The sequence below is a fragment of the Micromonospora sp. RTP1Z1 genome (genome assembly GCF_033804685.1).
Lineage (GTDB): Bacteria > Actinomycetota > Actinomycetes > Mycobacteriales > Micromonosporaceae > Micromonospora.
The window spans coordinates 1-25,843 of the sequence record NZ_JAPFQV010000021.1; the positions used below are offsets into that span (position 1 = coordinate 1).

27 protein-coding genes, 1 tRNA gene and 2 pseudogenes are annotated in these 25,843 nt (G+C 69.7%); 13 read left to right on the forward strand and 17 right to left on the reverse strand.

The genetic code is table 11. The features are described from left to right. The 5 genes from SLP03_RS13045 to SLP03_RS31620 all read right to left on the reverse strand — a co-directional run. A partial coding sequence (locus tag SLP03_RS13045; RefSeq protein ID WP_319460841.1) for a hypothetical protein occupies nt 1-262 on the reverse strand: 262 nt, incomplete at its 3' end. A gap of 151 nt (nt 263-413) precedes the next feature. Continuing rightward, nucleotides 414-1,307 (reverse strand): ISAzo13 family transposase, encoded by an 894-nt coding sequence (locus SLP03_RS31605; protein WP_413644515.1) that lies wholly within the window; start codon nt 1,305-1,307, stop codon nt 414-416. Further along, nucleotides 1,259-1,600: an ISAzo13-like element transposase-related protein gene (locus SLP03_RS31610; protein WP_413644516.1), complete on the reverse strand. Its 342-nt coding sequence runs from the start codon at nt 1,598-1,600 to the stop codon at nt 1,259-1,261. The genes SLP03_RS31605 and SLP03_RS31610 overlap by 49 nt, the downstream gene beginning before the upstream one ends. After that, a complete protein-coding gene (locus tag SLP03_RS31615; protein ID WP_413644517.1) occupies nt 1,527-1,682 on the reverse strand; it encodes an ISAzo13-like element transposase-related protein in 156 nt (51 codons plus the stop codon). Before SLP03_RS31615 ends, SLP03_RS31610 begins: the two co-directional genes overlap by 74 nt. A 24-nt stretch (nt 1,683-1,706) precedes the next feature. Then, nucleotides 1,707-1,832: a hypothetical protein gene (locus SLP03_RS31620; RefSeq protein WP_413644518.1), complete on the reverse strand. Its 126-nt coding sequence runs from the start codon at nt 1,830-1,832 to the stop codon at nt 1,707-1,709. Nucleotides 1,833-2,577: 745 nt separating this feature from the next. Between SLP03_RS31620 and mptB the strand changes: the two genes are divergently transcribed. The 5 genes and pseudogenes from mptB (at nt 2,578) to SLP03_RS13075 (ending at nt 9,386) form a co-directional block, all read left to right on the forward strand. Next, entirely contained in the window at nt 2,578-4,479 is a 1,902-nt protein-coding gene (mptB, locus tag SLP03_RS13055) for a polyprenol phosphomannose-dependent alpha 1,6 mannosyltransferase MptB (RefSeq protein ID WP_319460908.1), read from the forward strand. A 200-nt stretch (nt 4,480-4,679) separates the two neighbouring features. Further along, a pseudogene (locus tag SLP03_RS13060) lies at nt 4,680-5,195 on the forward strand (transposase family protein); the annotation flags it as partial. A 567-nt stretch (nt 5,196-5,762) separates the two neighbouring features. After that, the gene (locus SLP03_RS13065) at nt 5,763-7,073 is read left to right on the forward strand and encodes a glycosyltransferase (RefSeq protein ID WP_319460842.1); all 1,311 of its coding nucleotides are present in this window, start codon (nt 5,763-5,765) and stop codon (nt 7,071-7,073) included. Continuing rightward, nucleotides 7,063-8,649: a glycosyltransferase family 39 protein gene (locus SLP03_RS13070; protein WP_319460843.1), complete on the forward strand. Its 1,587-nt coding sequence runs from the start codon at nt 7,063-7,065 to the stop codon at nt 8,647-8,649. Before SLP03_RS13065 ends, SLP03_RS13070 begins: the two co-directional genes overlap by 11 nt. Nucleotides 8,650-8,963: 314 nt before the next feature. After that, complete coding sequence (locus SLP03_RS13075) at nt 8,964-9,386, forward strand: hypothetical protein (RefSeq protein ID WP_319460844.1); 423 nt, start codon at nt 8,964-8,966, stop codon at nt 9,384-9,386. Between the two features lie 480 nt (nt 9,387-9,866). On the opposite strand, the gene SLP03_RS13080 is transcribed toward SLP03_RS13075, so the two are convergent. Further along, nucleotides 9,867-10,244 carry a hypothetical protein gene (locus SLP03_RS13080; protein ID WP_319460845.1) on the reverse strand — a complete coding sequence of 126 codons (378 nt, stop codon included), beginning with the start codon at nt 10,242-10,244 and terminating at the stop codon, nt 9,867-9,869. Between the two features lie 185 nt (nt 10,245-10,429). Beyond that, nucleotides 10,430-11,578, reverse strand: a complete 1,149-nt coding sequence (locus SLP03_RS13085) for a glycoside hydrolase family 5 protein (RefSeq protein ID WP_319460909.1) — start codon at nt 11,576-11,578, stop codon at nt 10,430-10,432. A gap of 732 nt (nt 11,579-12,310) precedes the next feature. Between SLP03_RS13085 and SLP03_RS13090 the strand changes: the two genes are divergently transcribed. Beyond that, a complete protein-coding gene (locus SLP03_RS13090; protein ID WP_319460846.1) occupies nt 12,311-12,670 on the forward strand; it encodes a hypothetical protein in 360 nt (119 codons plus the stop codon). 579 nt (nt 12,671-13,249) lie between these two features. On the opposite strand, the pseudogene SLP03_RS13095 reads toward SLP03_RS13090, so the two are convergent. From SLP03_RS13095 to SLP03_RS13105, 3 genes and pseudogenes are all read right to left on the reverse strand, one after another. After that, nucleotides 13,250-13,614: pseudogene (locus SLP03_RS13095) on the reverse strand (aquaporin family protein); the annotation flags it as partial. A gap of 679 nt (nt 13,615-14,293) precedes the next feature. Further along, nucleotides 14,294-14,368 (reverse strand) — tRNA-Val (locus tag SLP03_RS13100). 50 nt (nt 14,369-14,418) lie between these two features. Then, complete coding sequence (locus SLP03_RS13105; protein WP_319460847.1) at nt 14,419-14,961, reverse strand: TIGR02611 family protein; 543 nt, start codon at nt 14,959-14,961, stop codon at nt 14,419-14,421. Nucleotides 14,962-15,255: 294 nt separating this feature from the next. On the opposite strand from SLP03_RS13105, the gene SLP03_RS13110 reads away from it, so the two are divergent. After that, nucleotides 15,256-15,687: an SsgA family sporulation/cell division regulator gene (locus tag SLP03_RS13110; protein ID WP_007457244.1), complete on the forward strand. Its 432-nt coding sequence runs from the start codon at nt 15,256-15,258 to the stop codon at nt 15,685-15,687. 85 nt (nt 15,688-15,772) lie between these two features. Here the strand turns inward: SLP03_RS13110 and SLP03_RS13115 are convergent, their stop codons facing one another. Next, nucleotides 15,773-16,549: a RhlG family 3-oxoacyl-ACP reductase gene (locus SLP03_RS13115; RefSeq protein WP_319460848.1), complete on the reverse strand. Its 777-nt coding sequence runs from the start codon at nt 16,547-16,549 to the stop codon at nt 15,773-15,775. A gap of 156 nt (nt 16,550-16,705) precedes the next feature. Between SLP03_RS13115 and SLP03_RS13120 the strand changes: the two genes are divergently transcribed. Both SLP03_RS13120 and SLP03_RS13125 read left to right on the forward strand, forming a co-directional pair. Next, nucleotides 16,706-17,620 carry an AraC family transcriptional regulator gene (locus SLP03_RS13120; RefSeq protein ID WP_319460849.1) on the forward strand — a complete coding sequence of 305 codons (915 nt, stop codon included), beginning with the start codon at nt 16,706-16,708 and terminating at the stop codon, nt 17,618-17,620. A gap of 7 nt (nt 17,621-17,627) precedes the next feature. After that, nucleotides 17,628-18,083: an Rrf2 family transcriptional regulator gene (locus SLP03_RS13125; protein ID WP_319460850.1), complete on the forward strand. Its 456-nt coding sequence runs from the start codon at nt 17,628-17,630 to the stop codon at nt 18,081-18,083. Nucleotides 18,084-18,349: 266 nt separating this feature from the next. Here SLP03_RS13125 and SLP03_RS13130 read toward each other — a convergent pair whose 3' ends face one another. Together SLP03_RS13130 and SLP03_RS13135 are read right to left on the reverse strand one after the other, a co-directional pair. Then, a complete protein-coding gene (locus SLP03_RS13130; RefSeq protein WP_319460851.1) occupies nt 18,350-18,679 on the reverse strand; it encodes a flavin reductase family protein in 330 nt (109 codons plus the stop codon). Continuing rightward, nucleotides 18,676-18,846 carry a hypothetical protein gene (locus tag SLP03_RS13135; protein WP_319460852.1) on the reverse strand — a complete coding sequence of 57 codons (171 nt, stop codon included), beginning with the start codon at nt 18,844-18,846 and terminating at the stop codon, nt 18,676-18,678. Before SLP03_RS13135 ends, SLP03_RS13130 begins: the two co-directional genes overlap by 4 nt. A 305-nt stretch (nt 18,847-19,151) precedes the next feature. Between SLP03_RS13135 and SLP03_RS13140 the strand changes: the two genes are divergently transcribed. After that, nucleotides 19,152-19,331 carry a DUF4236 domain-containing protein gene (locus SLP03_RS13140; RefSeq protein ID WP_319460853.1) on the forward strand — a complete coding sequence of 60 codons (180 nt, stop codon included), beginning with the start codon at nt 19,152-19,154 and terminating at the stop codon, nt 19,329-19,331. Between the two features lie 111 nt (nt 19,332-19,442). Beyond that, nucleotides 19,443-19,946, forward strand: coding sequence for a potassium channel family protein (locus SLP03_RS13145; RefSeq protein ID WP_319460854.1), 504 nt, complete (start codon nt 19,443-19,445; stop codon nt 19,944-19,946). Here the strand turns inward: SLP03_RS13145 and SLP03_RS13150 are convergent. Both SLP03_RS13150 and SLP03_RS13155 read right to left on the reverse strand, forming a co-directional pair. Next, on the reverse strand, nt 19,921-20,811 hold the full coding sequence (locus SLP03_RS13150; RefSeq protein ID WP_319460855.1) for a hypothetical protein: 891 nt from the start codon (nt 20,809-20,811) through the stop codon (nt 19,921-19,923). The genes SLP03_RS13145 and SLP03_RS13150 overlap by 26 nt on opposite strands. A gap of 24 nt (nt 20,812-20,835) precedes the next feature. Then, the gene (locus SLP03_RS13155; protein ID WP_319460856.1) at nt 20,836-21,357 is read right to left on the reverse strand and encodes a VOC family protein; all 522 of its coding nucleotides are present in this window, start codon (nt 21,355-21,357) and stop codon (nt 20,836-20,838) included. A 50-nt stretch (nt 21,358-21,407) separates the two neighbouring features. On the opposite strand from SLP03_RS13155, the gene SLP03_RS13160 reads away from it, so the two are divergent. Together SLP03_RS13160 and SLP03_RS13165 are read left to right on the forward strand one after the other, a co-directional pair. Then, on the forward strand, nt 21,408-21,869 hold the full coding sequence (locus SLP03_RS13160; protein ID WP_319460910.1) for a MarR family winged helix-turn-helix transcriptional regulator: 462 nt from the start codon (nt 21,408-21,410) through the stop codon (nt 21,867-21,869). A gap of 57 nt (nt 21,870-21,926) precedes the next feature. Then, on the forward strand, nt 21,927-23,495 hold the full coding sequence (locus tag SLP03_RS13165) for a tetratricopeptide repeat protein (protein WP_319460857.1): 1,569 nt from the start codon (nt 21,927-21,929) through the stop codon (nt 23,493-23,495). 4 nt (nt 23,496-23,499) lie between these two features. Here the strand turns inward: SLP03_RS13165 and SLP03_RS13170 are convergent, their stop codons facing one another. Together SLP03_RS13170 and SLP03_RS13175 are read right to left on the reverse strand one after the other, a co-directional pair. Continuing rightward, the gene (locus SLP03_RS13170; protein ID WP_413644519.1) at nt 23,500-25,137 is read right to left on the reverse strand and encodes a sensor histidine kinase; all 1,638 of its coding nucleotides are present in this window, start codon (nt 25,135-25,137) and stop codon (nt 23,500-23,502) included. Continuing rightward, nucleotides 25,134-25,790 carry a response regulator transcription factor gene (locus SLP03_RS13175; protein WP_319460858.1) on the reverse strand — a complete coding sequence of 219 codons (657 nt, stop codon included), beginning with the start codon at nt 25,788-25,790 and terminating at the stop codon, nt 25,134-25,136. The genes SLP03_RS13170 and SLP03_RS13175 overlap by 4 nt, the downstream gene beginning before the upstream one ends. Between the last annotated feature and the right edge of the window lie 53 nt (nt 25,791-25,843).

Here is a 25,843-nt window from a genome sequence, read left to right on the forward strand (position 1 = left end):
AGCAGTATCCGAACGCGCCTTCCCCTGTTCCATACGAGAGCAGCAGACCAGGCTCACGTCGCCATCCATGCCGGACACCACCTGGCCAGCAGATCGGGAACCCGCCAGATTCATCCCGGGATTGCATTGGATACCCCGGTTTCGATGCCACCTCGTAAACTAACGACACCTCATCGACGATCGCCTTCCTGATCCCCACCTGACGCATCTCGTGCGCCTTTTCCACATCGCTCACCACGACGGTCTTCAGCCAACGCAGCATGTGGTGGTTTGAAGCCTCCCCCCGAGTGGGCGGCTCCGAAGGGCCAAACCTTCATCTCCCGCACAGCATCAACTCCGCAGCTCTGCCTACATATCAAGCTCCTTCGTCGTTCAGGGCACAACAACGCCGTTTAGTTAGGGCGTGCAGAGGATCAACACGCTTTTTCGATTTCTGCGGTGATGTCGAGGCCTGCCCTAGCGGCGTGGTCGGCAAGGGTGGCGAGGCGCACGTTGGCGGGTTCGATGGTGTGTCGGATCTGGGCGAGGAGTTGGCGGGTCTGGCGGACGGCGTTGTTGATGGTCATGCGGGAGACGTCGAACAGGTCACCGATCACCGGTTGTGGCATGCCGAGTCGCTGGTCAAGCACGGTGGCCCGGAGCCGGTCAGCGAGGGTGAGGCGAGGTCGGCGTCCGGTGCCTGGCGGCAAGCGTCGGACGCCGCCGCGTCGGTTGTGCAGGTCGGCTGCGCCTTGCGCCTCGCGGGGAACGGCGAGCCGGGTGAGCAGGTCGTCCCATGCGGTTGTGGGCATCCCGGTCACGACGGGATGGACCAGCCGGGACAGGTCACGGCGGTCGGCCCGATGCGCCGATGGTGGCGGCTCTTCGGCGCCTGGTTGGGTGGGTTCGGGGCGCAGGGTGTAGTTCCAGTCGCCGTGCCAGTCATGGCGGACGATGGGTAGGGCGGCCATCTGGGCGTCGCTGACCGTCTCCCCTTTGGGGTACTGGCCGGTATCGAATTCGGCGTGCACGCGAAGACCGGTGCGGGTGGTGGTCGCCGCGATCGTGTTGACGATGACTTCGTGGCTGGTCAGTGGTCTACCGCGCCAGTTCATGGAGATGTGGCTGAACAGGCGGTGCTCGATCGTGTTCCACTTGGAGGTACCCGGCGGGAAGTGACATACGGTGATCTCCAGTCCGACCTCGGCGGCGAAGGCGGCCAGTTCACTCTTCCAGGCGCGGGTGCGGTAGCTGTTGGAGGCGCCCGCGTCAGCGGTGATCAGTAGTCTGGTGGCCTGCGGGTAGACGGTGGTGGCATGGCCTCCCACCAGCGGCGCAGCGAGACGACGGCGAACGCGGCGGTGTCGTGGTCGGTGCCGACGTTGACCCAGCCGGTGTCCCCGCCAGGTCGTAGATCCCGTACCGGATGGCCTTGCCCAACTCGGCATCCGGGAAGTCGTGGCTGCCGGACCTGGACTGGCTGGCCCTGCGGCTGCCACTCCCGGCCGCCGTTGTGATACGGCCCGACCAGTTCCTTCTTCTTCGAGTCAATGCTGACCACCGAGGTCACCGGCGGCCTGATGCTGTTTGACCTGCTCGTTGATGTAACGAAACTGGGCATCCCGGTCCGGGTGCTGCTTGCCCTCGATGGTCTTGGCGTTGCCCGGCAGGCTGAAGCCCTCCGCCCGCAGCAGGTCGGCCACCGTGTCCGCCGAGATCCGCCAACCCTAGGCCCGCGGTTCGGCGGACAGCTTGCGCGTCGTCCACCGCAGCGGCGACATCGGATCACCGTGCATGTCCGGCTCCAACAGGGCCAGCAACGCCGGCCGCAGGCGTGCATCGAGCTCGACCATGCGTTTACGGCCCCCGCCCGCCCGGCGCGTCCGACCCAACGGCTCCCCGCCAGCTTCCAGATCGGACACACCACGGGACACCGTACTCTCCGCGACCCGGCCGCCCGGGCCACCAGCCTGATCCCACCATAACCAAGCATTCGGGCCTCGGCCCCCATCAGCCGACGGCGCTGCCGCTCATCCAGATGCGGGAACAGCACCTGGAACTTCGCGGCCAGCAGATCTTCCGTCCAATCCACGATGCCCATACCACATCACAGACCACCAGAACGCGAATCCGCTACTTATTTCTCTGCAGGCCCTAACTGAACGGCGTTGGTTCTAGACCGCGAGTTGCCTGGCCTAATCAGCCGAGTTGAGTTCGACCACCGCCGCCCTCTGCTCACCGGGAAGTATCGGTTGGTACGGGCCACGAATAGGGGTGGTGCGCGTTGTGTCTGGACGTGGCGGACCCACGCGGACCAGCGCGTCCTTCTTCAACCTTTCCCGGCTCCTTAACCACGGTGTCGCCTCGTCGGTCGCCGTTGCTTACTTCCGTAACAGGAGACACACCCATTGTTCTACGGATGCTGAGGCGGCTGGAAAGGCTAGATTCATGGGGTGCAGCCATCTCTGCCGACCGCAAGTGGGATGACCGGGACGCGGGCTGCCATAGGTGGGGACAGCAGTGGCGAAAATGCCTCTCGGAGGCGATCACTGCCCGGCTGAATGGTGCTGATTGCTGATGGTGTTGCGTAACGCTGCCATGAAACGTCGGGATGATCGAGTACCGCCGCCATCCTCGGCATCTGACCTGGCCTCCTCCCGGGCCCTCGGGGTAGTGGGTTCGACCGTGACCGTGGTGGGCGGGTTGCTGGCGGGCGTGAGGCCTCTCGGCGAGGTAGCGATCGAACTGCCGGTCATCCTCGAGCTGCGCGCCTCGACGGTGCTGTCGGTGTCCGTGGTCTACCTCGGGCTCACCATGCTCCTGCTCGCGTGGTGGCGCATCGGGATGCTGTTCCGCACCTCCGGCGGCCCGTCCTGTCGCGAGGTTGCGACCACAACGGCATGGTGGGGGGTGCCGTTTGCCTTCACCATCCCGATCTTCAGCGGCGACGTCCACAGCTATCTCGCCCAGGGCGCGATGACAGCCGCCGGCTTGGACGCGTACCGCGTGGCGCCGGCGGCGTTGGGTGGTCCCCTCACCGTGAATGTGCCCGAGATCTGGCAGCACACCCCGGCACCGTACGGTCCGGTCTTCCTGAACCTCGCCGCCGGGGTAACTCAGCTGACGGAGGGTGGCGTCTGGGCCGGCATCCTGGGGATGCGTCTCTTGGCGCTGCTGGGTGTGAGCCTGTTGGTGTGGTCGGTGCCCCGGCTGGCCCGCTACTGCGGGGTGCACCCGCCGGCGGCGATGTGGCTGGGCGTGCTCAATCCCCTCGTGCTGCTTCATCTGATTTCCGACGCCCACAACGAGGCGCTGATGCTGGGCCTGATGTGCGTCGGTTTGGTCGTGGCGCTACGGCGCCAGCCCGCGATCGGGGTCGTGTTGATCACGCTCGCCACGCTCGTCAAGGCACCGTCGGCGCTGGCGATTGCCTTTTTGGTGCCCATCTGGGCGCACCAACTGGACGGTCACCGGCCGCGCCTGCGCGCGGCACTCCGGACCGTTGCTGTTTCGGGCGTTACCGCGCTGACAGTCACGGCGCTGGCGGGAGCCGGCTTCGGCTGGGTACAGGCCCTGGGTACGCCGACGCACGCACGTACCTGGATGTCGCTCACCACGGACCTGGGCTGGGCGATCGGCACCGTGCTGCACCACGTGAGCGGCCTTGGCGTCGAAGAGACGAGGCACAAGGTCTGGCTGGCCGGTCTTGTCGTTGCCGCAGGGTTCTGTCTGGCCTTGTGGCGGCGAAGCGAGCGGCTTGGACCCGTCACCGCGCTTGGCCTGTGTCTCGCGGTGGTCGTCATCGCCGGCCCGGTCGTGCATCCGTGGTACCTGCTGTGGGCGATCGTGCCACTGGCGGCGGCCGCGCGTAGCGCTGCGATGCGCCGGATTGTCGCGGTCGGTTCGGTGGCCCTCGTCCTGCTGGTCCTGCCGGGCGGCGTCCAGCCAAGCCTGCCCGCGCTCGCCGGCGCGCTCCTGGGAACGTTGCCCGTCCTTCTCGTGGCGGCGGCGTTCACCTGGCTGCGTCGCCGGCGAGTGTCGGCCCCGTCGCCCGTGCCTGCGGGCACGGTCCTTCAGCCGGCGCTCACGGACATTCCGCCAGTGGATCAGCCAGGTGACCGGCCAGGCCCGAGACTGCTGGCGCGATCAGCACTGGTGGCACCACTGACGACCGGTGCCGGCAAGCCAGGTTCCGCCCGCCAAGGCGGTGAAGGCGGCGACTTCGATCACGGGGCGTGGTCCGTGGACGGACAGCGTCTCGCGCAACGCGGTACGGGTGGCGATCACGCTGACGACCGATTCCACCAGGGTGAACGGGGTCAGCGGCGCGCCGAGCGGCCCACCCTGGAAGGCGCTCTGGTTCAAAAGGAGCCCCGCGAGCCCTACCAGGATCATGGGATGGAGGTGCCAGTCGGTCAGCACCGAACGCGGGCTGGCGGTGCTCCTGGTGGCGAGCGACTCGGGCAGGGCCGCGATGAGGGCCTAGCGTGGGGTCGGTGACCCAGTGGGCGGGTAGGCCCATGAGCCATTCCACGAACGGCGGCGCGAGCTGAGGTTCCCCCGTTAGCGTGGAGGCCGGACCTAAGGGGGTAGATGGTCATGGCTGAGACGAGGAGACGGTTCGACCGGGAGTTCCGTGACGGGGCGGATCGTGCGGGAGACCGGTAAGCCGATCGCGCAGGTCGCCCGGGATCTGGGGATTCGGGCCACTGCTGGCTTTGGCGCCGGTCCGCCGGCGGCCCGTTGACCAGATTGCCATCGTCGACGGCACCCTCATCCCGACCCGGGACCACCGTCTGGCCGCCCCGAGCAAGAATTACCGCTACTCGACGAACCTGCAGGTCGCCATCGACGCCAGCACCCGACTCGTCATCGCCCTCGGCGACCCACAGCCAGGCAACCGCAACGACACGATCGTCTACCGGACCAGCGGGATCGACCAGAAGCTGGACGGGCGGCCGGTCATGGCCGACGGCGGCTACCGCGGCAACCCCGAGGTGATCATCCCGTACCGCAAGAACCGCGACAGCAGCCCGCTACCGGCCTGGAAGGAAGAGCTGAATGCCCAGCACCGCACCGTCCGAGCCCAGGTCGAGCACGCCCTGGCCCGCATGAAGTGCTGGAAAATCCTGCGCGACTACCGCCGCGCCGCCAGCACATTGACCGACACCGCCTCCGCCATCGCCCACCTGCACAACATCGCCCTCGTCGGGTGAGCACCAGCCCGGTCACGGGCAACACCTTCACCCAGTTACGAGACGTCCCTTAGCTAGCGTGTCCGGGCGGGCGGCGGGCGAGCCACCACGCGCAGGCCGGCCACCCCCTCATGGGTAACGGGTGCGGCCTCCCTGAATCGGGGCCTGATCAAATTTGCCATGGAGGAGATAGCGGCGCCCCGACACGATAAGTTTGTGGGGTAACGACCTGACCTGCGAATTCGGTGCTCCAATGAGCCCACACCTGCCCGAGCCAGCATTGTTCGCACGCAGCACGGCGGCACTCTATAGCTCCCGGCTGTGGCGGTTCCCCGGCCTCGTCGGCGGCGGGGGCCAACGGCTTCGTCCTGTTCCTGCTCCACTGGGAGGTGCGGATGCAGCCGTTCGCTGCACCCATCCCGGCGGCCGAGGTGGCCGTCACACACACCTACCTGCCCAACGAGTTGTGAATGTCCGGTTCGCGGGGAGGTCTGGCAGTTGCTGAAGTTCAACCTTACGTCGTGAGCGCCCTGCTGCTGGCCGTCGACTTCGCTGCAAGCACGAAGTGGATTCGGGGAGGCGTATTCAATGCAGTTCCTGCTTGGTTTGGTGGTACTGGTGTCCACCGTGCTCAGCGTTCAGGCTGCGTACGCGCTTTACATGATGGTCTATGCATGGAGGAAGCCCGACCTGGACGATCTCGGCCGGGCGCCAGACCAACTTGCCGCCCCAGCCCTGTCCTTCACTGCCATCGTGCCTGCACGCCACGAAGAGGCGGTCATCGCGAGGACCCTGGACCGAGTCGTTCGCAGCAACTACCCTGCGCAACTTCTGCAAGTCATCGTCGTCTGCTCCGCAGACGACAACGGGACCATCGACCAAACTGCCCGGAGGATCGCTGATCTCAAGGCGAACGGCATCACGAGCGTAAGGCTGGTGGTTTTCGACGATGGCCCGATCAGCAAGCCGCACGCTCTGAACTACGCACTTCAATACGCGAACTCCGACGTCGTCGCCGTCTTCGATGCCGAGGACGAGATCCACCCGGACATCGTGAACATCGTCAACACGGTGATGGTGAACGAGGGAGTCAAGGTCGTCCAGGCCGGCGTTCAGCTCATGAACTTCTGGTCCAGCTGGTATTCCGTCTTCAACGTCCTCGAGTACTTCTTCTGGTTCAAGAGCCGCCTCCACCATCAAGCTCGGCTCGGCTTCTTACCGCTCGGTGGGAACACGGTGTTCTTCTCTCGCGAGTTGCTGGATCGGATCGGCGGCTGGGACGAGTCCAACCTCACTGAGGACGCGGAGATCAGCCTCCGGATAAGTAGCATAGGCGAACGCATCCGGGTGATCTACGACGACCGCTACGTCACCAAGGAGGAGACGCCGCCGACATTCCGCCAGTTCATCACGCAGCGGACCCGGTGGAGCCAGGGTTTTATGCAGACCCTGCGCAAGGGCGTTTGGAAGCAGCTGCCGACCAGGCGGCAGCGCGCACTGGCGCTTTATACCCTCGCGTTTCCGCACGCCCAGGCGTGGCTCGCGCTGTATCTGCCGTTGGCGCTGTGCATGGTGTTTGTGGTGGACGCGCCGATGCCGGTGGCGATGCTGTCAGTCGTGCCGGTCCTGTTCCTGTTCGCGCACTTTCTGGTCGCGGTCGTGGGGTTGTACGAGTTCGCCGACGCCCACCAGATGAAGGTGAGGCCGTGGACCGTGGTGAAGATGGCCGTCACCTGGCTGCCATACCAGCTGGTCCTCTCGTACGCAGCGCTTCGGGCCTTCCGGCGGCAGGTGGCTCGCCGAGGGGAATGGGAGAAGACCGAGCACGTAGGCGCCCACCGGACGGGCTCCGACGCTGCCGCAGCCGGCCCGGCCAAGGAGGCCGAGGATGTTCCGTAGGTGGCGTTCCTCGCTCGGGGGTCCGGCCGCCGCGGCCCTGCTGGTGGTCTCCCTCGTCAGCGGCCTGTTCACGCACGCCTACAACCTCTCCCAGTACCCGCTGTTCCTCACCGACGAGGGCATCTACGTCCAGCAGGCATGGTCACTGGTCAACGATGGCCGGTTGTCTCCCTACACGTACTTCTATGATCACGCACCCGGCGGATGGATAGTAATGGCCGGATGGGCAGGCGTCCTGCCCGGAGGGTTCCACGCTTTCGGCAATGAGGTCGGCACCATGCGGATCCTGATGCTGGTGGCGCATGTGGCAAGTGTCGGGCTCCTGTTCGGCATCGTCCGGACAGTTACGAACAGCGCTGCGGGCGCGTTCATCGCCGCGTTCATCGTCAATTTCTCGCCGCTCGCGATCTACTACCAGCGAATGGTTCTGCTCGACAACCTGATGGTCTTTTGGCTGCTGCTGGCCATCTACCTGCTGATCCGCGGGAGAGGGCGTATCGGGACGGCGATGATCGCCGGCTTCGCGTTCGGCATTTCGGTCATCACCAAGGAAAACGCCATCTTCTTCGTCCCCGCCCTCGGCTATCTGGCGCACCGACAAGGCAAGGGGCAGCAGAATCGACGTTTCGTGACGAGCTTCTGGTGGATCGCGGTGACGGTTCCGGTGGCTGAGTATGTTCTGTTCGCGCTATTCAACCATGAGCTTTTCCCCACCCGTTTGAACTTCGACCGCCACAACCCGCCGGCTGACCACGTCTCGCTGCTCTACAGCATCTGGTGGCAACTGAACCGCACCTCCCCGAAGGGGCACAGCGTGTTCCTCGAAATGATGCAGGGTAGCTGGTTACCCAAGGACCCTCTGCTCCTGATCGGCGGAAGCGTTGCGGTCCTAGCCGTACTGTGGCTGTGGTTTCGGGACCGGGCGCACCGCCCCGGCTACCTGGTCGCCGCGTTGCTCGTACTGGGGTACGCCGTCTACCTGGTGCGCGGGAGCCAGCTGCTGGACTTCTACGTCGCGCCGATACTGCCGCTCCTCGCCCTCAATGTAGGTATCCTATTTGGGCATCTCGCCTCCCGGGTGGCGGTGCCGGTCCGGGCCGGCGCGGCCGCGAGTTTGGTCGCGGCGGCACTGCTCGTCCCGGGTGCCTACGTGTTGCACCACGACACCCATGGACACGTGCAGTTCCAGGACCTATACCATCTGCACCTGACGACCATGCAGGAACAGCAGATCGACTTTGTCCGGGCCAACATTTCGCCGGACGCCCGGATCATCATGGACGACGACATCTGGACCGCGCTACACGACCGGCATCCAGTGTTTCCGAATGCGCACTCTCACTTCAAGGCATCGTCGGACCCGTATGTACGCGACGAGCTGTTCCGGTCGGATTGGCGGAACATCGACTACGTCGTGATGTCCAACCGTATGCATCAGTCGATGGCGGACAACAATGCCGGCGGCCGCGAGTCATGGATCCTCGAGGCGGTCGACAAACACAGCGAACAAATCTGGCACGCCAAACGGGGCAACGTTCAACTCGCCGTCTACAAGATCCATACGCAAGATCAATAGGCGTACTCGCTGAGCAGTGACGACATCGGGGCGGGAGAACAACATGAACGAGCCAGGGCAGAAGAAGCCATTCTGGAAGCAGCCACGGCTGCCGAGACTGACCTGGAAGCGCGCCGTGTTGACGGCGGCGGGCTGTTGGTCGTCCTCCCGGTCGCGCGTGCTGTGATCGGCGGCGGGGCCGTGGACGTCACCGGGCAGGGCGGCGGCCTTGCAACTTCGTCGTCGCCGACGCAACGGCGGACGGCCGAAATCGACGGCCAGAACATCCCGGCCAACCAGGGACCGTCGCGTCCTGGCGGGCGTTGGCGTGGCTGGTGGAACCGCTGGACGCTGCCCGCGGTCGCCTGCATCACGATGAGGATCTGCGGTTCAAACGGGCTGGACTGCACGCTACTGCGATCATCTTGGGCAACTGTCGCGCGCTGGGCCGTTCCTGGTGGGGCTGGACCGTCTGGGATTGGGCCAGGCCGGCCGGCTCCAGCCGTCAAGCCTTCCGCTCCGCTCAGGTGCCCACCGAGACCACGGTGCGTCCGTTCCTGCTGGGACTTGCCTTTGTGCTCGGCGGGTTCACCGACTACCAGCATGTGGGCAACTTCAACCGACTGCACCTGGCGAAGCTGATCTTCGGTGATGAGCCGGTTACGACGGTGATGCGCGCCGTCGCCGATCTCATGCAGGGCTGGGGTTACCGCAGCCAAACCGACGCCGACGGCCGCCACCGTCTGCGCGGTGTCTAGGCCCAGGTGCTGCTGACCAACCGCAGTCGGCGGCTGGCGGACCTGACCACCGAGGCGTTCGGTCGTCTCACCGCGCATCCCGCGACGACCGGACAGTACCCGCCGCAGTCTATGCGCTGCAGCGGGCCGTCGCCGAGCTCGGGCACTGCCAGCCGCCGATACGTCCCGGATTCAACCACGCGCCCAGCTTCCTCGGCGTCCCAACGTGCGGCAACAGGACGGGCCGGAAACCGGTCACGCGCGATCTGCCACGCAGCTACACTCCTCGAACCGTATACGTTGACGGCCCGCCACCCGCGCCAGCGCGGCGTGGGTCTGGCGTGCCGGGACTCACCGGACGGCGTGGCCAGGTGGGTGACGATGTCCGCCGGATCGTTGCGCAACATTGGCGCGGCCGCGGACCGCTCGGCCGTGCCGAGGTCGCCGTCGAGGAGCCGGACGAGCATCGGGCCGAGATCGCCGTGCGAACGGTCCAGGTGCTCACCCCGGCCTTGTCGAGGGTCGCCGCGCTGACCATGCCATCCCCGGGATCGGACGGTAGGTCGCCACCGCCAGCCCGGTGGTCATGCCCTCGATCGCCATGAGCCCGCCCGCGTTCTCCACGAGCACGTCCACGGCCCGCATCAGCAGCGGCATGTCGGTGACCCAGCCGAGGGCCGGCACGGCGGCCCGGTTCAGCCGCGACCGCAGGCGCTCGTTGCGACCGCAGACGACGACCGGCGTCGCCACGCCTGGGGCCACGACCTCCGCCGCGGTCGCCTCGACCCGACCGACACCCCAGGAGCCGGCCGCGACCAGCGCCAGTCGGCCACCCGGCAGCCCGAAGGCCTCGCGCGCCGCCGCCCGCTCCTCTGCCATGGCGGGATGGAACCCCGGCCCGACCAGCGCACCCGCGGCCAGGGCCGAACCGTCGCGGGCCCCGAGGGCCCAGGCCTGCCCGGCCCCACCGGATGCGACGTGATGACGCCGCCGCGGCTTGGCCAAAACGACGCGTGGGCGGCCCCGTTCGGGGCCGCCCACGCGTCGTGTCAATGAGATTGGAGTTACCGGGCATCGGTCGCCTCGAGCCGAGGCGCCTGGTACTGCTTCATCACGTCCAGCTTCGCTTGGTCGATGGTGTTCCAGTCGTCCTGCAGCACGCCACCCGTGTCGCCGGAGTCGGGGTTCCACGACCAGTAGGTGTAGCTCATCCCGTGCTCCTTGAGGTAGCTGAACAGCTTGCGCTGCCAGATGCCCTCGGTGGTGCTGGGATCGATGGACTTCCCGCCGAACTCGCCGAGCAGGACCGGGGCGGTGCCTTCGGTGTTCAGGTAGGCCCAGTGCTTTTTCCACAGATCAGGCATGTTCTCGGGGAAGTTGGGTGCGTCGAACCAATTCTGCCGGTACACCCCTGGGCCGTAGTCGTGCGCGGAGTAGACGAGCTTGCCGGGCTGGGATAGTCGCACCGGGTTGTCCTTGGCGCCCATCAGGTTGCCACCCCACCAGTACTGTTCGTCGCCGACCTTCTCGACGCCCTCGACGATGACCAGCCAGTCGGGATTCGCCTTCAGCACCGCGTTGCCGGCACGCTCGGCCGCCAGCCGCCAGTCTGTCTTCTCGTTACCGTCGCCCCACGTCGCCTGGCCGCGCGGCTCGTTGTGCAGGTCCGCGCCGATCACCAACGGGTTGCCCCGGTAGTGGGTTGCCAGCATGGTCCAGTCGTCGATCCACTGCTGCTCGCTGAGGGTGCTGGTGTACCACAGTTCGCTCTGGCCATTCGAGTCCGGGCGGTGCTGGTCAAGCAGCACCATCAGGCCGCGATCGGTAGCACCGTTGACGATGCGGTCCATCAGGTCGCGTCCGTACAGGCCCTTGAGGTCCGGATTCTTGTCGTAGTCGATGCCCTCGGTCGGCGGGGCGGTCTGCGTGAAGAGTTCGTTCGAGTATGGCAGCCGGATCGTGTTGAACCCAGATGCCTTCATCTGGTCAAGCATGCTCTCCCAGTTGCGTGTCCACAGCCCATGGGGCGCGAACGTGCTGGTCTCGAACCCGAACCAGTTCACCCCGGTGAGGGTGACCTTATCGCCATGCGCGTCGACCAGGTTCGCGCCCTCGGTGTGCAGGGGTCCGTTGTGCCGGGGTCCGTCCAGTGTCTTGCCAGCGCTGGCCACGATACCGACAAGTGACACCATGGCGGCGACTACTGCTACCATCAGCACAGAAACGAGGATAACGACGACCCGGCGGGGCCGGGGGGTATTTCGGAATCGAGTGCTACGCCACGTAGACATGATCCTCCAAAAGAATCAAAAGTAGATCAGAGATGCCGGAACCCTTGCGGGCGTGGTTGTGAAATCCGACACCGGGCGCGTAACGGACCCTCGCCCCATCGTGGTAGCTCGACAATGCGATCAGTCGGCTCTTGGATTAGAAAAGGTCGACTTCGTGAGCGATCAGCTCCATGAGTTCTGGATTGCTGTCGACGACGATCGGGTTACCTACAATATCTCCTCCAGAGTCTCGACGGGTGTGCTCAAATTCAACGGCCAGACATCGTGCAGCCGTGCCACCTATCCAGGGCACAGCATCAGCCGGGCTCCGCGGGGTGGGCGGCAGGAGCACCACCAGCCGACCCTCGTAAGGGATGTAACCAACTCGGGCCTGGCACTAATCCCGCCTACGACCCTCACCCAACCGTCACCGCACAACCGCACCATTCAACGCCCCAAGCGGCCCTAATCTGGGACGATCTCTCGCATCAGAGCGGCAGCCCTTCGATGTCGCCGTCGACGGGCCGCCCGCGCCGGGAGAGCTCGTCGGCCCTGCACTTCGAGGCGTTCGCCCAGCTGGTGGATCTGGGCGGAGGCCAGGGCGTGTTCAGATCGGCTGTGTAAGTGGTCGTGGCCTGATTCTGAGTCGTGATCGACTCGGGAAGGGACCACGTGATGACCGACACTAAGACCGTGCCCCGCGACTCCGATCGAGAGCCGGCGTCGAAACCGCCGCCGGTGGACGAGTCGCTCGCCGATGAGCTGTTAGGCCGGGCGCAGGCCGAGGGGGTGGAGTTGCTCGGTAGCGGACCCGGCTGTGGTCGCCGGATGGATCGCCGAAACCCAGGCCGACGGAAACGCGCCGAACAACACGAACAGGCCCCGGCAACCGCCGAGCCGCCGGACACCATCAGCCGCATCACCGAAGAAGAGATCATCGCCATCGTCGAAGAACTCGGTGACCTGGCACCGCCCTGCGCCACGCCGAGCCCGAACACAAGCTGGAGGTCTACCGCAACCTCGGGCTACGCCTGACCTACGACCCGGAAACGCAAACGTTTGATGATGTTGCTCAGAGCAAGTGATGGCTCATTAGCAGCAGCGAGACCCTCCCCCATGCGAATAGTTGAACGTCCCGCAATTACCGTTTCGGCAGCTTCTTCCGCAGTGCAGGGCGGCTAAGGGCAATGCCGCGTAGTAGCGGTGGCGGCGGGTTGTCAAGCGGGTGGGTCGATGCGTTGGAAACAGCGGAACTCCCGCTATAGAGGGGTTGAGTCAAGCTCAGCCAGCCCGGCGCGCCCACCGCGCCCGGCCAGGTCGTACGCACCACGATCCTCACCGGACCGCACAACCGGTGGTCCAGCGCACGAGGCAAGACACCAGGCTGCCACTGCGAGGAGGAGGTGTACCGCCAGCACTATCGACGGCGTTGGCCTGGATAGGCCACCTCGTCACACCTGGGGCCACCCGACGCGGTTGGGGTCGCTGTTGCGCTCGAGCAGCTGGTAGCGGCCGGCGGGACGCGGCGGATTGAGCAGGCACCGATAGGGCCTGTCCGCTCCGCGGGCACCCGGCTGGTGGTCATGCCCGGTGGTCGAGCGCCTGGCCTCGCTCGTCGGTCGGCACGACCAGTTGGTCGGCGGCCTCCCCGCCGTCGGGTAGAGCGAGGCCAGGAGATTGACGCCCACGGCGAGGCCGACGAATTGCGCGACAAGGAAGCCGGGGACGGCGGCGGGGGCGATGCCGGCGAAGGTGTCGGTGAACGCTGGCCGACGGTCACCGCCGGGTTGACGAAAGACCTCGACGAGGTGAACCAGTACGCGGCGCCGATGTACGCAACGACCGAAGCCGGCGTGACGGGCGCGCGGCCCGCAGCGGGCGAGGGCGAAGGCCAGCAGGATCAGGCCGGCGGTGGCGACGACCTCGCCGAGCCGGAGGCACCCGGCGGCGCGGTCCTTGCCGGAGAAGTCGATCCCGCTTCTTGATCTTGTGCGCCCGAAGGGACTCGAACACCTAACCTTCTGATCCGTAGTCCGATGCTCCCTATCCGCTGGTAGCAGCGTGACCGGGCACCGGACCCGATGCCGAGCCAGCGCCGCGATTGCCGCTGCCCTCTCAGCATGATCAGGTCTGCCGCGATCGCCCGCTCGATGACTGCATCGGCCGACAAGATCACGCCAGCACGGATTCACATTCTGGGCTGGGGCGCGCGTTCCAGATAAACCAGAAAGCCGGAGCGTTTCGGCGCGACCGACCCATACCGGTCACCGGCCCGGGCCGGCACCTCATCGTCGGCGCCGCCGGGCGGCCGGCACCGGCGCCACCAACGTCGCGACAAGGTCCAATGTAGCCACGGATGAAGGAAAGGCGCAGCGCCGGTTCAACGGCGGCATCTTGGACGAAGTCCACGACGCAGCAGTCCAGACTCGACGAGTGGGGGGACCACCACCGTGGGCGCCACCTTCCCGATCTTGCTTCTCCCGTACCAGCCCGAGACCCCACCGGGCCCTCGCCCAACCCTGCTCGGACGGTCGCTGGGTACGATCGGTCGGCATCACTCGGCGCCCTGCTCCCAAACTGCTCCCAAAGTAATGGGAGATAGCAGAAAAGCTCGTTACCGGCGACTCCGGCAACGAGCTTCCTACCTGCGGATATTGATGGTGGGCGATACTGGGATCGAACCAGTGACCTCTTCGGTGTGAACGAAGCGCTCTCCCGCTGAGCTAATCGCCCTCAGCGCCGATGACTCTACCTGATCGAGAAGCCAGACCAAAAACCCGGGGTCAGTGCGTCGCAAGGTAGTGCAGCGCCCGGGCCGCCAGGTCGATGCCGAGGCTGTACTTGAGCGACAACCACACCACCACGGCCACGAACACGAGGCCGACCAGGCCCAGCACGAACCGTACCGGCAGCGAACGGCTGGTCGCCCACCGCGTCCAGTTCTGCACGTGTCGCCGGGTGAAGCCGAGCAGGCGTCGCGCCCAGTGGAACTCGACCGCCCAGATGCCCAGCCCGGCGATCACCAGCAGCCACCCGGGCCCGGGCAGCGGGATCAGGGCGATACCGACGGTGACGACGATGGCGCCCGCGATCGCGATGAAGATCTTGAGGGTGATCCGCCCGGTGGGGTTGGCGCGGATCAGCTCGAGGGTGGTGTGCACCCGCTCCCGCCATGCTCCGCGACGCCGTGCGGCGGCGGCCACGCCGGGGTCGCCGGAAGAGCTACGGGAGGCGCCCTCAGAACGCTCCGTCGACACCCCGTACCCCCGCCTTTCGGCTGCTCGGGCCGCTCCTTTCGGCGGGTCGGCCGTGGTCGTCGGATCCATTGAGGAACCCTTCGCGACCATTTCCACCCCCAGTGTCGCCCCGGACCGTCACCCCTGCAGAGGACTGGACGTTACCGGAGTAAGTCGACGACTGAACCACCCGATGCCGGGCGGCACCACGGTCTGGGCGAATCGGCAAATCCTACAAGAATTTTCACATTCTCGGAGGCTTTGCGACCGCCTTCCCACCACTGGGTGAAGTCAGCGTATGGCGGAGCGTAGCCAGGAGTAGCACCTGAGTATGGGAAAAGCGGGACACGCGCGTTCCGCAGCGGTGCCGGGGGGAGAACGTCCATGAGTGTCATCCGACCGACGACCGTAGAGGTCGAGACGTCGCTAAGGCTCGTCGCGCCTGACGCCACCGCATTGCCGGTGCGTGCCAGTCTGCGTTACGACCCTGCTGACCCGTATGCGGTCCATGTCCTGTTCCACGCCGAATCCGCCGGCGGCGAGGCGGTGAGCTGGTCGTTCGCCCGCGAACTGCTGGTCACCGGGCTCGACGAGCCGGCCGGCATCGGCGACGTCCGAGTCTGGCCGTGGGCCACCCCGCGCGGCGACTTCGTCGCGCTCGCGCTGTCGTCCCCGGACGGCAACGCCCTCTTCGAGGTCCCGCGCAGCGTGCTCGTGCGCTTCCTGCGCCGGACCTACGTCGTCGTCCCGCGAGGCCGCGAGGCCGAGCACCTGGACGTCGACACGGCGGTGAACCGGCTGCTCGCCGGCCGCTGACGACGCAACCCCGGGGCCGCGCGGATCTGCCGAGTCCGCGCGGCTCCGGCTACCACCGATCGGGTACGCCGTGGGCGTGCCCGACTCAGCCGTGCGTGGTGATCCCGCCGTCGACGGGGATCACCGCGCCGGTCAGGTACGCCCCGGCCGGGGACGACAGGTAGATCGCGGTGCCCGCCATGTCCTCGGGACGCCCGATCCGGCCGAGCGGCACCTGCTGCTCGATCGCCGACCGGGACGCAGGGTCGTCCAGCGCGAAGGACATCATCTTGCTCTCGAACGGCCCGGGCGCGATCGCGTTGACCGTGATCCGCTCGCCGGCGAGCTGGTGGGCGAGGCTGCGGGTGAGCATGTGCACGGCCGCCTTGGTGGCCGAGTAGGCGTACACCTCCATGAACGGCACCCGGAGCCCGTCGATCGACCCGATGTTGATCACGCGGGCCGGGTCGTCGGCGCTGGCTGCCGAGCGCAGCGCCGGCAGCAGCGCGGTGGTGAGCCGGAAGACGGCCTTGACGTTGACCGCCCAGAGCTTGTCGAACGCGCTCTCCGGGTACTCCTCCAGCGGCGCGCCCCAGGTCGCGCCGGCGTTGTTGACCAGCACGTCGAGCCGGTCGGTGCGCTCCCGCACCGCGGTGGCCAGCCCCTGCGCGCCCTTGTCGTGGCTCAGGTCGGCGGGGATCGCCTCGCAGTGCCCCTGGGCGGAGAGTTCCTTGGCCACCCGCTCGCAGACCTCGGCCTTCCGCGAGGAGATGATGACCTTCGCGCCGGCCTGTACGAAGCCCCGGGCGATCATCAGCCCGATCCCCCGCGAGCCGCCGGTGACCAGGACCGTCTTGCCTTCGACCGAGAACAGATCCGTCATGCCCATCCCATCGCGAATCGGCGGGGCCGCGGAGTGGTCCGCCGACCCAGGCGCTACCGATCGGTAACCTAGTCGGCGCGTGACTGCACCGACAAGCCCGCGCTCGCCGCCGGCCTCGAGATGCACGCTGGGCAGGGGGCGGTTAACGTCAGGACGATGGTCACTCCCGGTCAGCTCTCCCCGGCCACCCGTACAGACCTGTCCCCCGCCGAGGGGGACGCCGACGGCATCACCACCGGCGCGCTCGGCGACCTGACGCCCGAGCCCGGCTGGCGCCGCCCCGTGCTCCTCGACGCGGACCTGCTGATCCTGGTCACCGGCGGACACGGCAGCGCGGAACTGGACTTCCGCGCGCTGCCCTGCCGGCCCGGCACCCTGCTGCGGGCCCGCCCCGGTCAGGTGCTGCGCTGTGTGGGCGCCCACCTGGACGCGACGGTGGTGCGCTGGGGCGCGGCGACGCTGCGCGGCCTGGACGTGGACCCGGACGCGGCGCCGGCGTACCGGCAGCTCGCCGGCGAGGACGAGGACGCGGTGATCGGCGAGGTCACGCAGCTGACGGTGGATGCGGACCGGCACCGGGGTGCACCCGCCGCCCGGGCCCTGCTCCGGCACCAGCTAGCCGTGCTGCTGCTGCGGCTGACCCTGTTCGGCGGCGCCGAGGAGCGGACCGCGCTGCGCCCCGAGGCGGAGACCTTCCACCGGCTCTGCCGGGAGGTCGAACGCGGCTACCAGCACACCCGCCGGGTCGAGGACTACGCCGCACAGCTCGGCTGCTCGGTGCGGACGCTCACCCGGGCCTGCCTGGCGGTGACCGGCCGCAGCGCCAAGCAGGTGATCGACGAGCGGGTGGCGTTGCAGGCCAGCCGGCTGCTCGCCGCCACCGACGACCCAATCGCCCGGATCGGCCGCCGGCTCGGCTTCCCCGAGCCGACCAACTTCGGCCGCTTCTTCACCCGGGAGATCGGGGTCAGCCCGGGGGCCTTCCGAGCCGCCCGGGAACAGCCCCTACCGGTCCGGATGGTGCGCCCGCGCCCGCCCGCCGACGCACCGGTGCCCAACGGCCGGGCATGATGACAGGGTGCAGATTTCCGCGCGCGGCGACTACGCGGTCCGGGCGGCCCTGAGCCTGGCCACCGCGTACCCCGCCCTGCTGTCCACCCAGGCCATCGCCGCCGAGCAGGACATGCCCCGTAAGTTCCTCGAGGCCGTCCTGGCCGACCTGCGCCGGGCCGGCGTCGTCCGCGCCCAGCGCGGCGCCGAGGGCGGCTACACTCTGGCCCGCCCACCCCGCGACGTCACCATCGGGCAGATCCTCCGCGCGGTCGACGGCCCACTGGCCGGCGTGCGCGGGCTCCGCCCCGAGGAGACCCACTACGCGGGCGCGGCGGAGAACCTGCCCCGCCTCTGGGTGGCGGTCCGCGCCGCCGTCCGCCAGGTCGTTGACGAGGTGAGCCTGGCCGAGATGGCCAGCGGGAAGCTCCCCGGGCACGTCCGCAAGCTGATCGCCCGCCCCGACGCCTGGGAGCCCCGCTGACCGCCAACCCCGGTGATTCATCCACGACATCAGCTTCGTAGGGATCGCACCGACACTCCGCCGGCCGCCGGCCGCCAGCCGCCGACCGCCGACCGCCGTCACAGCGTCCGGACCACCTCGGGGTAGTCCAGCCGGGCAGCCGCCACCGCCAGGCGCCCTCGGCCGGCCGGCCGATGTTCATCAGCAGCAGCACCCGGTGCCGCCCGGAACAGCAGGTCCTGGGGGGGCCCGGTCGAGGGCGAGCAGCTTCTCCGCCGGTGGGGTGGTCACCACGGCGAGGGCCACGTGCCGAACGTAGTGGTGTGGTCGCCGCGGTGGTGGACGAGGGGGTCGCCGCCCTCCCCCGTGCCGAGGGCGAGGGGTTCACCGAGCACGATGGTGTGGTCACCGGGCGGCGGGTCCAGCGACACCGAGGTGAACGAGGTGGCGGTGAACCCGGCCGGCGGCAGCGCCGGCAGGTGCCGGTTCGCGACCAGGCCGGGCGCGGTGACCACGGCGACCGTGGACGCCTGCCGGCGCAGCAGGGTGCGGAACAGGTCGCGGTCGACCGGTCGCAGCTCGACGGCACCGGCCCCCGGCCGGTCCACGGTGGTCACTCCGTCACCAGCGCACGGGCGGCGTACGTGCTGGTCGGGCGGGGCAGCCCGTAGTGCTCGCGCAGCGTACGACCGGTGTGCTCGTGCCGGAACAGGCCGCGTTCGCGCAGCAGTGGCACCACGTGGTCCACGAAGGCCTCCAATCCGTAGGGCAGCAGCGGTGGCATGACGTTGAAGCCGTCGGCGGCGCCCTGGGTGAACCAGAGCTCGATCTGGTCGGCGATCTGCTCCGGGGTGCCGGCCGTTCTCCGGCCCGGTCAACGCCCTTCCACACAGTGAGATGCGCGTCGCCTGCTCTGTTACAGCCCGCCTCCACCAGCATTTACCACTCCTTAACACCTACCCGTTGGATAGAGATTTGACGGGCGTGCGGGGCCACCGTCCAGTGCGGATCCGACCGGGTTTCGCGACCCGCCGTTCCGGGCATGTTCGATACCGACCCGGCAGGGATGAAAGACGAGAGGAGCCCGTGATGGGCATTCAGTTCCGCAAGCGTAAGAAGTACGGCCCGCTGGTGCTGAACTTCACCGAGCACGGCTTCTCCTCCTGGAGCATCAAGATCGGCCGCTGGTCCTGGAACTCCAAGACCCGCGCCCACCGCGTGGACCTGCCGGGGCCGCTGTCCTGGAAGCAGGACAAGACCCGGGCGTGACGTCCCGAGGTCGAGCGGGGTGCCGGTGAATCACCGGCACCCCGCTCGACGTACGACGTCGGGTTGGGCGTTCCCGCCGACCCGGGGTCGGTCGCGGCGGAGAATCGCGGCATGGCGAACGGGTCGTACCGGCGGGATCGGCGGCAGGCGCTGGCCGCCTGCGCGCTGCTGGTCCTCGCGTTCTTCCTGGTGCCGTTGGAGTCCGACCCGAACGGGTTGCGGCTGATCCTGCGCGCGGCGGGCACCCTGCTCCTCGTCCTCACCGTCGCGCTGCTGGTCACCGGCCAGGTACGCCGACAGCTCACCGCGCCGACCGGCGGCGCGGAGATCCGCTCGCTGATCCGCCTCGTTGTCGCCCTGGTCACCGGGTTGCTGGTGTTCGCGCTCGCCGACTACGTCGTGGCGAACGGCCGACCCGGCCAGTTTGCCGGACTGGACACCCGGGTCGACGCGCTCTACTTCGCGCTCACCACGCTCACCACCGTCGGCTACGGCGACGTACACGCCCAGGGGCAGATCGCCCGGGTGGTGGTCTGCGTGCAGATGGCGTTCAGCATCGGCGTGCTCGCCACCGGGGCTTCCATCGTGGTCAGACAGTTGACCCAGCAGCGCTGATCAGCACGTCGCCGCCGAGCCGGCCGTGCTCCGGGTCCCGGGCCACCGCGCCCGACGTGAGCAGCGAGGTCAGCGCCCGGGTCGCGTCGGCCGCCCGGTAGACCGTCGAGGTCAACGTGAAGCGGCGCAGCTCGGTCACCGTCCGTGGGCCGGAGCGGGCCAGCTCGGCCAGCAGCTCGCGGCGCAGCGGGCCGGGCTCGGGCTCGAGGGTGATGTCCAGCAGCCGTCCCGCCGGGTCGGCCGGGTCGCGGTAGCGCACCCCGGCGTACTCGTCGACCGCCCAGAGCGCGTCCTTGACCGCCTCCAGGCCGCGGTCGGAGCCGGTCGCGTAGGCGAACAGCCGGGCCGGGGAGCCGTCGGCGGGAACGAGGTCGACCTCGGTGACCAGCGGGAAGCCGGCCGCCGTCAGCGCCGGCCTCGGCGACCGGCCCGGTTCGGTGATCAGCAGCAGCTCGGCCGGTCTCCCGGTGGTGACGGCGGCCAGCAGGGCCGGGGTGGGCTCGCCGCCGTCGACGACGGTGAGCAGCGGGGCACCGGCCGCGCCGGCCGCCTTGAGCGCCACCGGCAGCCGGTCCGGGTGGCCGGGCACCACGTGCACCGCGACGTCCGCGGGCAGGGTCGCCTCGACCGGCCCGAGCTGGGCCGGCAGGTCTGCGGCGTCGGCGAGCACCAGCACGGTCAGCCGCCGGCCGCGCAGCCGGTCGGCGAACTCCGCCACCACCCGCAGCGCGTCATCCGCGCTGCCGGCGTCGTTACCGGCGTACGCGAGGGCGAGGGTGGCCCGCCGGGAGCGGTGCAGCGCTCCCGGGAGCCAGTGGTCGAGTTGCCGGACGAGCAGCTCGCGCAGGACCGCGTCGGTGGACATCCTGCCGTTCTACCGCACGGCCGCTCAGGCCGGTAGGGAGATCCCCACCCCACCGCGGGTCTGGCCGCCGTAGCGCCGCCGCTCCTTGTCGATGTCGAGCCGGCCGATCCGCTTGCGGGCGGCGAGGGCGTCGTCGTCGAGCAGGTCGGCCGGGATGATCCAGACGATCTCGAACTCCAGCCCGTCCGGGTCCTGCCCGTAGAGGCTCTTGGTGGTGCCGTGGTCGGAGGTGCCGACCAGGGCGCCGGCGGCGGCGAGCCGCTCGGCGGTGGCGGCCAGCTCGTCCAGGGTGTCCAGCTCCCAGGCCAGGTGGTAGAGGCCGACGGTGGCCCGGCCGGCCTGCGAGCGGCCGGCCGCCGCGCCGATCTCGAACAGGCCGAGGTCGTGGTCGTTGGTGGAGTCGGCCGCCTGGAGGAAGGCCGCGCCGCGGAACCCGTCCGGGGTCATCGCCACCGGACGGAAGCCCAGCACGTCGCGGTAGAAGGCGACGCTGCGCTCGAGGTTGCTGACGTAGAGGACGGCGTGGTTGAGCCGGTGGATTCCCATGCCCACCACGGTAACGCGGTTTAGTTGAGCATTCAACCACTAGCGCTATGATGGGCGTCATGACCCGGTGGCTGGACCCCGACGAGCAGCGGACCTGGCGGGCGTTCCTGACCGCCTCCCGGGCGCTGATGGACACCCTCGACCGCGAGCTGCAACGCGACGCGGGAATGCCGCACGCCTACTACGAGATCCTCGTCCGGCTCTCCGAGACCCCGGACCGGCGGCTGCGGATGAGCGACCTCGCTGATGCCACCGGCTCCTCCCGCAGCCGGCTCTCGCACGCCGCCGCTCGGCTCGAGGCGGCCGGCTGGATCCGCCGCGAGGAGTGCCCGACCGACCGGCGGGGGCAGGTCGCCGTCCTCACCGACGCCGGCTTCACCGCCCTGGCCGCCGCCGCGCCCGGCCACGTCGAGGGCGTACGACGGCACCTGTTGGACGCGTTGAGCCCGGCCCAGGTCGACCAGCTCCGGCGGATCAGCGAGACCCTGGCCGACCACCTGACCGGTTCCTGACCGATCCGATCACCTCCGGGGGTTGTACTTGCCGTCGCCGGGCGGCCACGATGGGGCGTGCCCTCCGGCTTCGGCGAACTGACTGTCCAGGCGCACCACCTGGTGTCCGCGGGCGACCTGGCCGGTGCCCAGCGACTACTCGCCGACGCGCTGACCGACGCCGACCCCCGCCCCGCCAACGCCTCCACCGAGCTGGCCGACGCCGCCGGACTCCAGGCGCGGGTGCTGGTCGCGCTCGGCGAACCGCACTCCGCCCGCGGCTGGGCCGCCTTCGCGTACGCGGCGGCCACCCGGCTGTACGGCCGCGCCGACGAGCGGACGATCACCGCCGCCGCCACCCTGGCGGCGGTGCTGCACCGGGTCGGCAGCGACGCCCGGGCCGCCCGGCTCTACTCCGACGTCATCATCGAGCTGACCGCCCGCGACGGGCCCGAGTCGATGCGGGTGCTGGCCGCCCACGCCGACCTGGCCACCGTGGAGTACGCCCGGGGCCAGTGCGAGGTGGCCCGGGACCGGCTCCAGGACGCCTGGGAGCTCCTCCGCGAGGTGTACGGCGACGGCCACCCGAGCGGGATCAAGATGCTGGCCAAGCTCGGCGCGATGGAACGCGACTGCGGCCGGGACGCCGCCTCGCACGAGCACCTGACGCTCGCCGAGGAGCTCTGCCAGGCGCACCTGGCCGCCGACGACCCGCTCGCGGCGCAGGTGGCCGCCCTGACCCGGGCGGCGGCCGACCCCGACCACGCCTGCGCCGACCCGGAGCCGCCCGCCCGGGCGGCGCCCATGGTGCCGGCCGCCCGGGTGCCACCGGCCGACGAGGGTCCCCCCGAACCACCGCCGCAGCAGCCGCCCGAGCAGCCGCTCTACCACCCGCCGGACCGGGCGGCCCCGCACCCGAGCGTGCCCACGCCGCGGCTCCCGCCGGAGGCCCGCGACGAGCCGTTCGGCGAGCCGGCCGGGGACGACGACTGGTGGCCGCCGGAGGAACACCTCGACGACCTGTACCGGGCCGGGGAGAGTGCGCTACCCCCGACGGTGGTCGGCCTCGCCGACGACGAGCCGGACGGCGTACGCCGGGTCCCCCGGGCCGCCGAGCCGGAGCCGTCGTCGAGGTACCTGCCGGTGCACGTGCCCCGGCCGCCCGCGCCCGAGCCGCGCGCCAACCGGTGGCTGCCGCTGGCCGCGGCCGGCGTGGCCGTGGTGCTGCTCGGCGCCGGCGCGGTGATCGCGGTTGTGTCCAGGGTGGACGGTGGAAGGGGTGCCTCGCCCTCCCCGCCGGCCACGACCGGCGGCCCGGCCAGCGGATCACCCGCCCCGCCCACCGGTACGCCCCCCGCCGCGCCGCCCGCCTCCCCCGGCACCCCACCCGGCGCGGTAAGGCTGACCGACCGGCGTGACAGCATCGCCCTGCGCTGGACGTACCCGCCCGGGGCGGAGGGACCGGTGGTCATCGCCGGCGGCCGGGCCGGCGAGGGCCAGCACACCTTCGAGCAGCTGCCGGCCGGCACCGACAGCTACATCGCCTACGGCCTCAGCCGCACCACCGACTACTGCTTCACCGTCGCGCTGGTCTGGTCCACCGACACGGTGGCCCGGGCCCAGCCGGTCTGCACCCGCCGCGGCTGACCGCTCAACCTGCGTCCGGCTCGACCAACGCCGGCAGCCGAACGCTCACCCGCAGGCCGGGTCCGCCGCCGTACCCGACGCCCGACCCCGCCGCCTCCCCCGCCGTGGGCGCACCGGCCTCCGTCGAGGTGGACCCGGGCGTGCCGGCCGCCACCCGCGCCACCGCCGCGCCCGGTGCGACCGGCGCCTCGCCGTCGGCGAGTTCGACGGTGCCGCCGGCCCGGCGGACCAGCTCGCGGACGATGGCCAGCCCCAGGCCTGCCCCGCCGACGTCCCGCGCCCGGGCGTCGTCCAGCCGGGTGAACCGGTCGAAGACCCGCTCCCGGTCGGCCGCCGGGATCCCCAGCCCGTCGTCGGTGACCGTCACCAGGTGGTACGACCCCCGGTCCGCCCCCGTGCGCTGCCTGGGGGCCGGCGTTCCCGGATCGGCCGGCGTCCCCCCGTCGGCCGGCGCGAGCGGGCCGGCGGACCGGACCGGGCCGGCGGCGGGGTGCGGGCCGGTGACGGACAGGGTGACCCGGGAGCGGGCGTGCCGGACGGCGTTGTCGAGCAGGTTGGTGACGATCCGGTGCAGCTCGTCCGGGTCCCCCTCGGTCCACAGTGGTGCAGCCGGCGGCGTCAGCTCCACCGGCGGGGACGGGTGCCGGCCGGCGACCCCGCGGAGCAGCTCGCCCAGCTCCACCGGACCGACCGCCCGGCGTGCCGGGCCGCCACCCCCCGCCCCGGACGCCTCGTCCAAGTGGGCCAGCAGCAGCAGGTCGTCGACGAGCCGGGCCAGCCGCTCGGTGTCGGCGAGCAGGCTCTCCGCCACCGCCGGCCAGTCCGTCCGGTCCGCGAACCGCCGGGCCACCTCCAGCTCCGTACGCATGGTGGTCAGCGGGCTGCGCAGCTCGTGCGCGGCGTCGGCGACGAACGCCCGCTGCCGGTCCCGGGCCGACTCCAGCCGGTCCAGCATGTCGTTGAGGGTGACCGCCAACCGGTGGATCTCGTCCCGTCCCTCCGGTACGGGCAGCCGGCCCGCCCCGGCCCGCCCGGTGATCTCGGCCGCGCCGCTGCGTAGCGCCTCCACCGGGCGCAGCGTCGCGCCGACCACCCGCCAGGCGACCACGGCCAACCCGGCCACCAGCAGTGGGAAGCCGACCAGCAACAGGGTGCGGACCACGGCCAGGCTGTGCCGCACGTCCGCCATCGACTTGCCGACCACCACGGTGAGCGGTTCCCCCGGGGTGCCGGCCGGCACGGTCACCACCCGGACCGGGCCGGCGAGTCCGGGCCGCTGCCCGCCGACCACCAGCCGCTGCCGGGTCCCCGGTTCGAGCTGGTCCGGGCGGAGCATCGGGGTCAGCCGGTCGGCATCGATCGAGGCGGCGCGGACCCGACCCTCGGCGTCGATCACCTGCACCCGGAGCTGGCCGCCGGCGACCGGCAGCGGATCGGGCAGGGCGTCCTCCGCGGCGAGCAGCGCGACGGCGTCCGCCGTCCGCAGCGCCTCGGCGTCGACCGTGCGCTGGAGGGTCCAGCCGAGCGCCCCGAGCAGAAGCGCGCCGCCCAGCGCCAGGCCCACGGCCAGCCCGAGCACCCCGATCGCGGTCAGCCGCGCCCGCAGGCCGAGGCCGGGCAGCAGCCGGCGGAGGCGGCTCATGTGGCGAGCCGGTAGCCGGCGCCGCGGACCGTCTCCAGCCGATCCCGGCCGATCTTGCGGCGCAGGTAGCCCACGTAGACCTCGACGGCGTTCGGCGCGGTCTCCAGACTGGCGTCCCAGACGTGGTCGAGCAGCTCGGTCTTGGAGACCACCTGGCCGGGGCGGCGCATCAGATAATCAAGCAGGGCGTACTCCCGGGTGGTCAGGGCGACCTCGGCGTCGGCCCGGGTCACCCGGCGCCGCGCCGGGTCCAGCCGCAGGTCGCCCACGGCCAGCACGGCGGGGCGCTCCGGCGCGCCCCGGCGCATCAGCGCCCGCAGCCGGGCCAGCAGGACCACGTACGAGAAGGGCTTGGTGAGGTAGTCGTCGGCGCCGCAGTCCAGCCCGTCGGCCTGGTCGTACTCGCCGTCCTTGGCCGACAGCATCAACACCGGCAGCCAGTGCTCCTCGGCCCGGAGCCGGCGGACCACCTCGTACCCGGAGAGGCCGGGCAGCATCACGTCGAGGATCATCGCGTCGTAGTCCCCGTGCCGGGCGGCGTCCAGCCCTGCCGGGCCGGTGGGCGCCACGTCCACCGCCAAGCCCTCGGCCTGCAGACCCCGCTGCAACGCCGCCGCCAGCCGCGACTCGTCCTCCACCACCAGCACCCGCACGCCTCCAGGGTGCCACCCGGACGACACCCGTAGGGGTTCTCCTCAGCACCTTC

Coding starts and splice junctions, on each gene's coding strand:
- SLP03_RS31610 (WP_413644516.1), bottom strand. CDS start 1,600: ATGCCCAGTTTCGTTACATCAACGAGCAGGTCAAACAGCATCAGGCCG.
- SLP03_RS31620 (WP_413644518.1), bottom strand. CDS start 1,832: ATGGTCGAGCTCGATGCACGCCTGCGGCCGGCGTTGCTGGCCCTGTTG.
- mptB (WP_319460908.1), top strand. CDS start 2,578: ATGAAACGTCGGGATGATCGAGTACCGCCGCCATCCTCGGCATCTGAC.
- SLP03_RS13065 (WP_319460842.1), top strand. CDS start 5,763: ATGCAGTTCCTGCTTGGTTTGGTGGTACTGGTGTCCACCGTGCTCAGC.
- SLP03_RS13070 (WP_319460843.1), top strand. CDS start 7,063: ATGTTCCGTAGGTGGCGTTCCTCGCTCGGGGGTCCGGCCGCCGCGGCC.
- SLP03_RS13080 (WP_319460845.1), bottom strand. CDS start 10,244: ATGGCAGAGGAGCGGGCGGCGGCGCGCGAGGCCTTCGGGCTGCCGGGT.
- SLP03_RS13085 (WP_319460909.1), bottom strand. CDS start 11,578: ATGGTAGCAGTAGTCGCCGCCATGGTGTCACTTGTCGGTATCGTGGCC.
- SLP03_RS13090 (WP_319460846.1), top strand. CDS start 12,311: ATGACCGACACTAAGACCGTGCCCCGCGACTCCGATCGAGAGCCGGCG.
- SLP03_RS13105 (WP_319460847.1), bottom strand. CDS start 14,961: ATGGATCCGACGACCACGGCCGACCCGCCGAAAGGAGCGGCCCGAGCA.
- SLP03_RS13110 (WP_007457244.1), top strand. CDS start 15,256: ATGAGTGTCATCCGACCGACGACCGTAGAGGTCGAGACGTCGCTAAGG.
- SLP03_RS13115 (WP_319460848.1), bottom strand. CDS start 16,549: ATGACGGATCTGTTCTCGGTCGAAGGCAAGACGGTCCTGGTCACCGGC.
- SLP03_RS13120 (WP_319460849.1), top strand. CDS start 16,706: ATGGTCACTCCCGGTCAGCTCTCCCCGGCCACCCGTACAGACCTGTCC.
- SLP03_RS13135 (WP_319460852.1), bottom strand. CDS start 18,846: ATGCCACCGCTGCTGCCCTACGGATTGGAGGCCTTCGTGGACCACGTG.
- SLP03_RS13140 (WP_319460853.1), top strand. CDS start 19,152: ATGGGCATTCAGTTCCGCAAGCGTAAGAAGTACGGCCCGCTGGTGCTG.
- SLP03_RS13145 (WP_319460854.1), top strand. CDS start 19,443: ATGGCGAACGGGTCGTACCGGCGGGATCGGCGGCAGGCGCTGGCCGCC.
- SLP03_RS13150 (WP_319460855.1), bottom strand. CDS start 20,811: ATGTCCACCGACGCGGTCCTGCGCGAGCTGCTCGTCCGGCAACTCGAC.
- SLP03_RS13155 (WP_319460856.1), bottom strand. CDS start 21,357: ATGGGAATCCACCGGCTCAACCACGCCGTCCTCTACGTCAGCAACCTC.
- SLP03_RS13160 (WP_319460910.1), top strand. CDS start 21,408: ATGGGCGTCATGACCCGGTGGCTGGACCCCGACGAGCAGCGGACCTGG.
- SLP03_RS13170 (WP_413644519.1), bottom strand. CDS start 25,137: ATGAGCCGCCTCCGCCGGCTGCTGCCCGGCCTCGGCCTGCGGGCGCGG.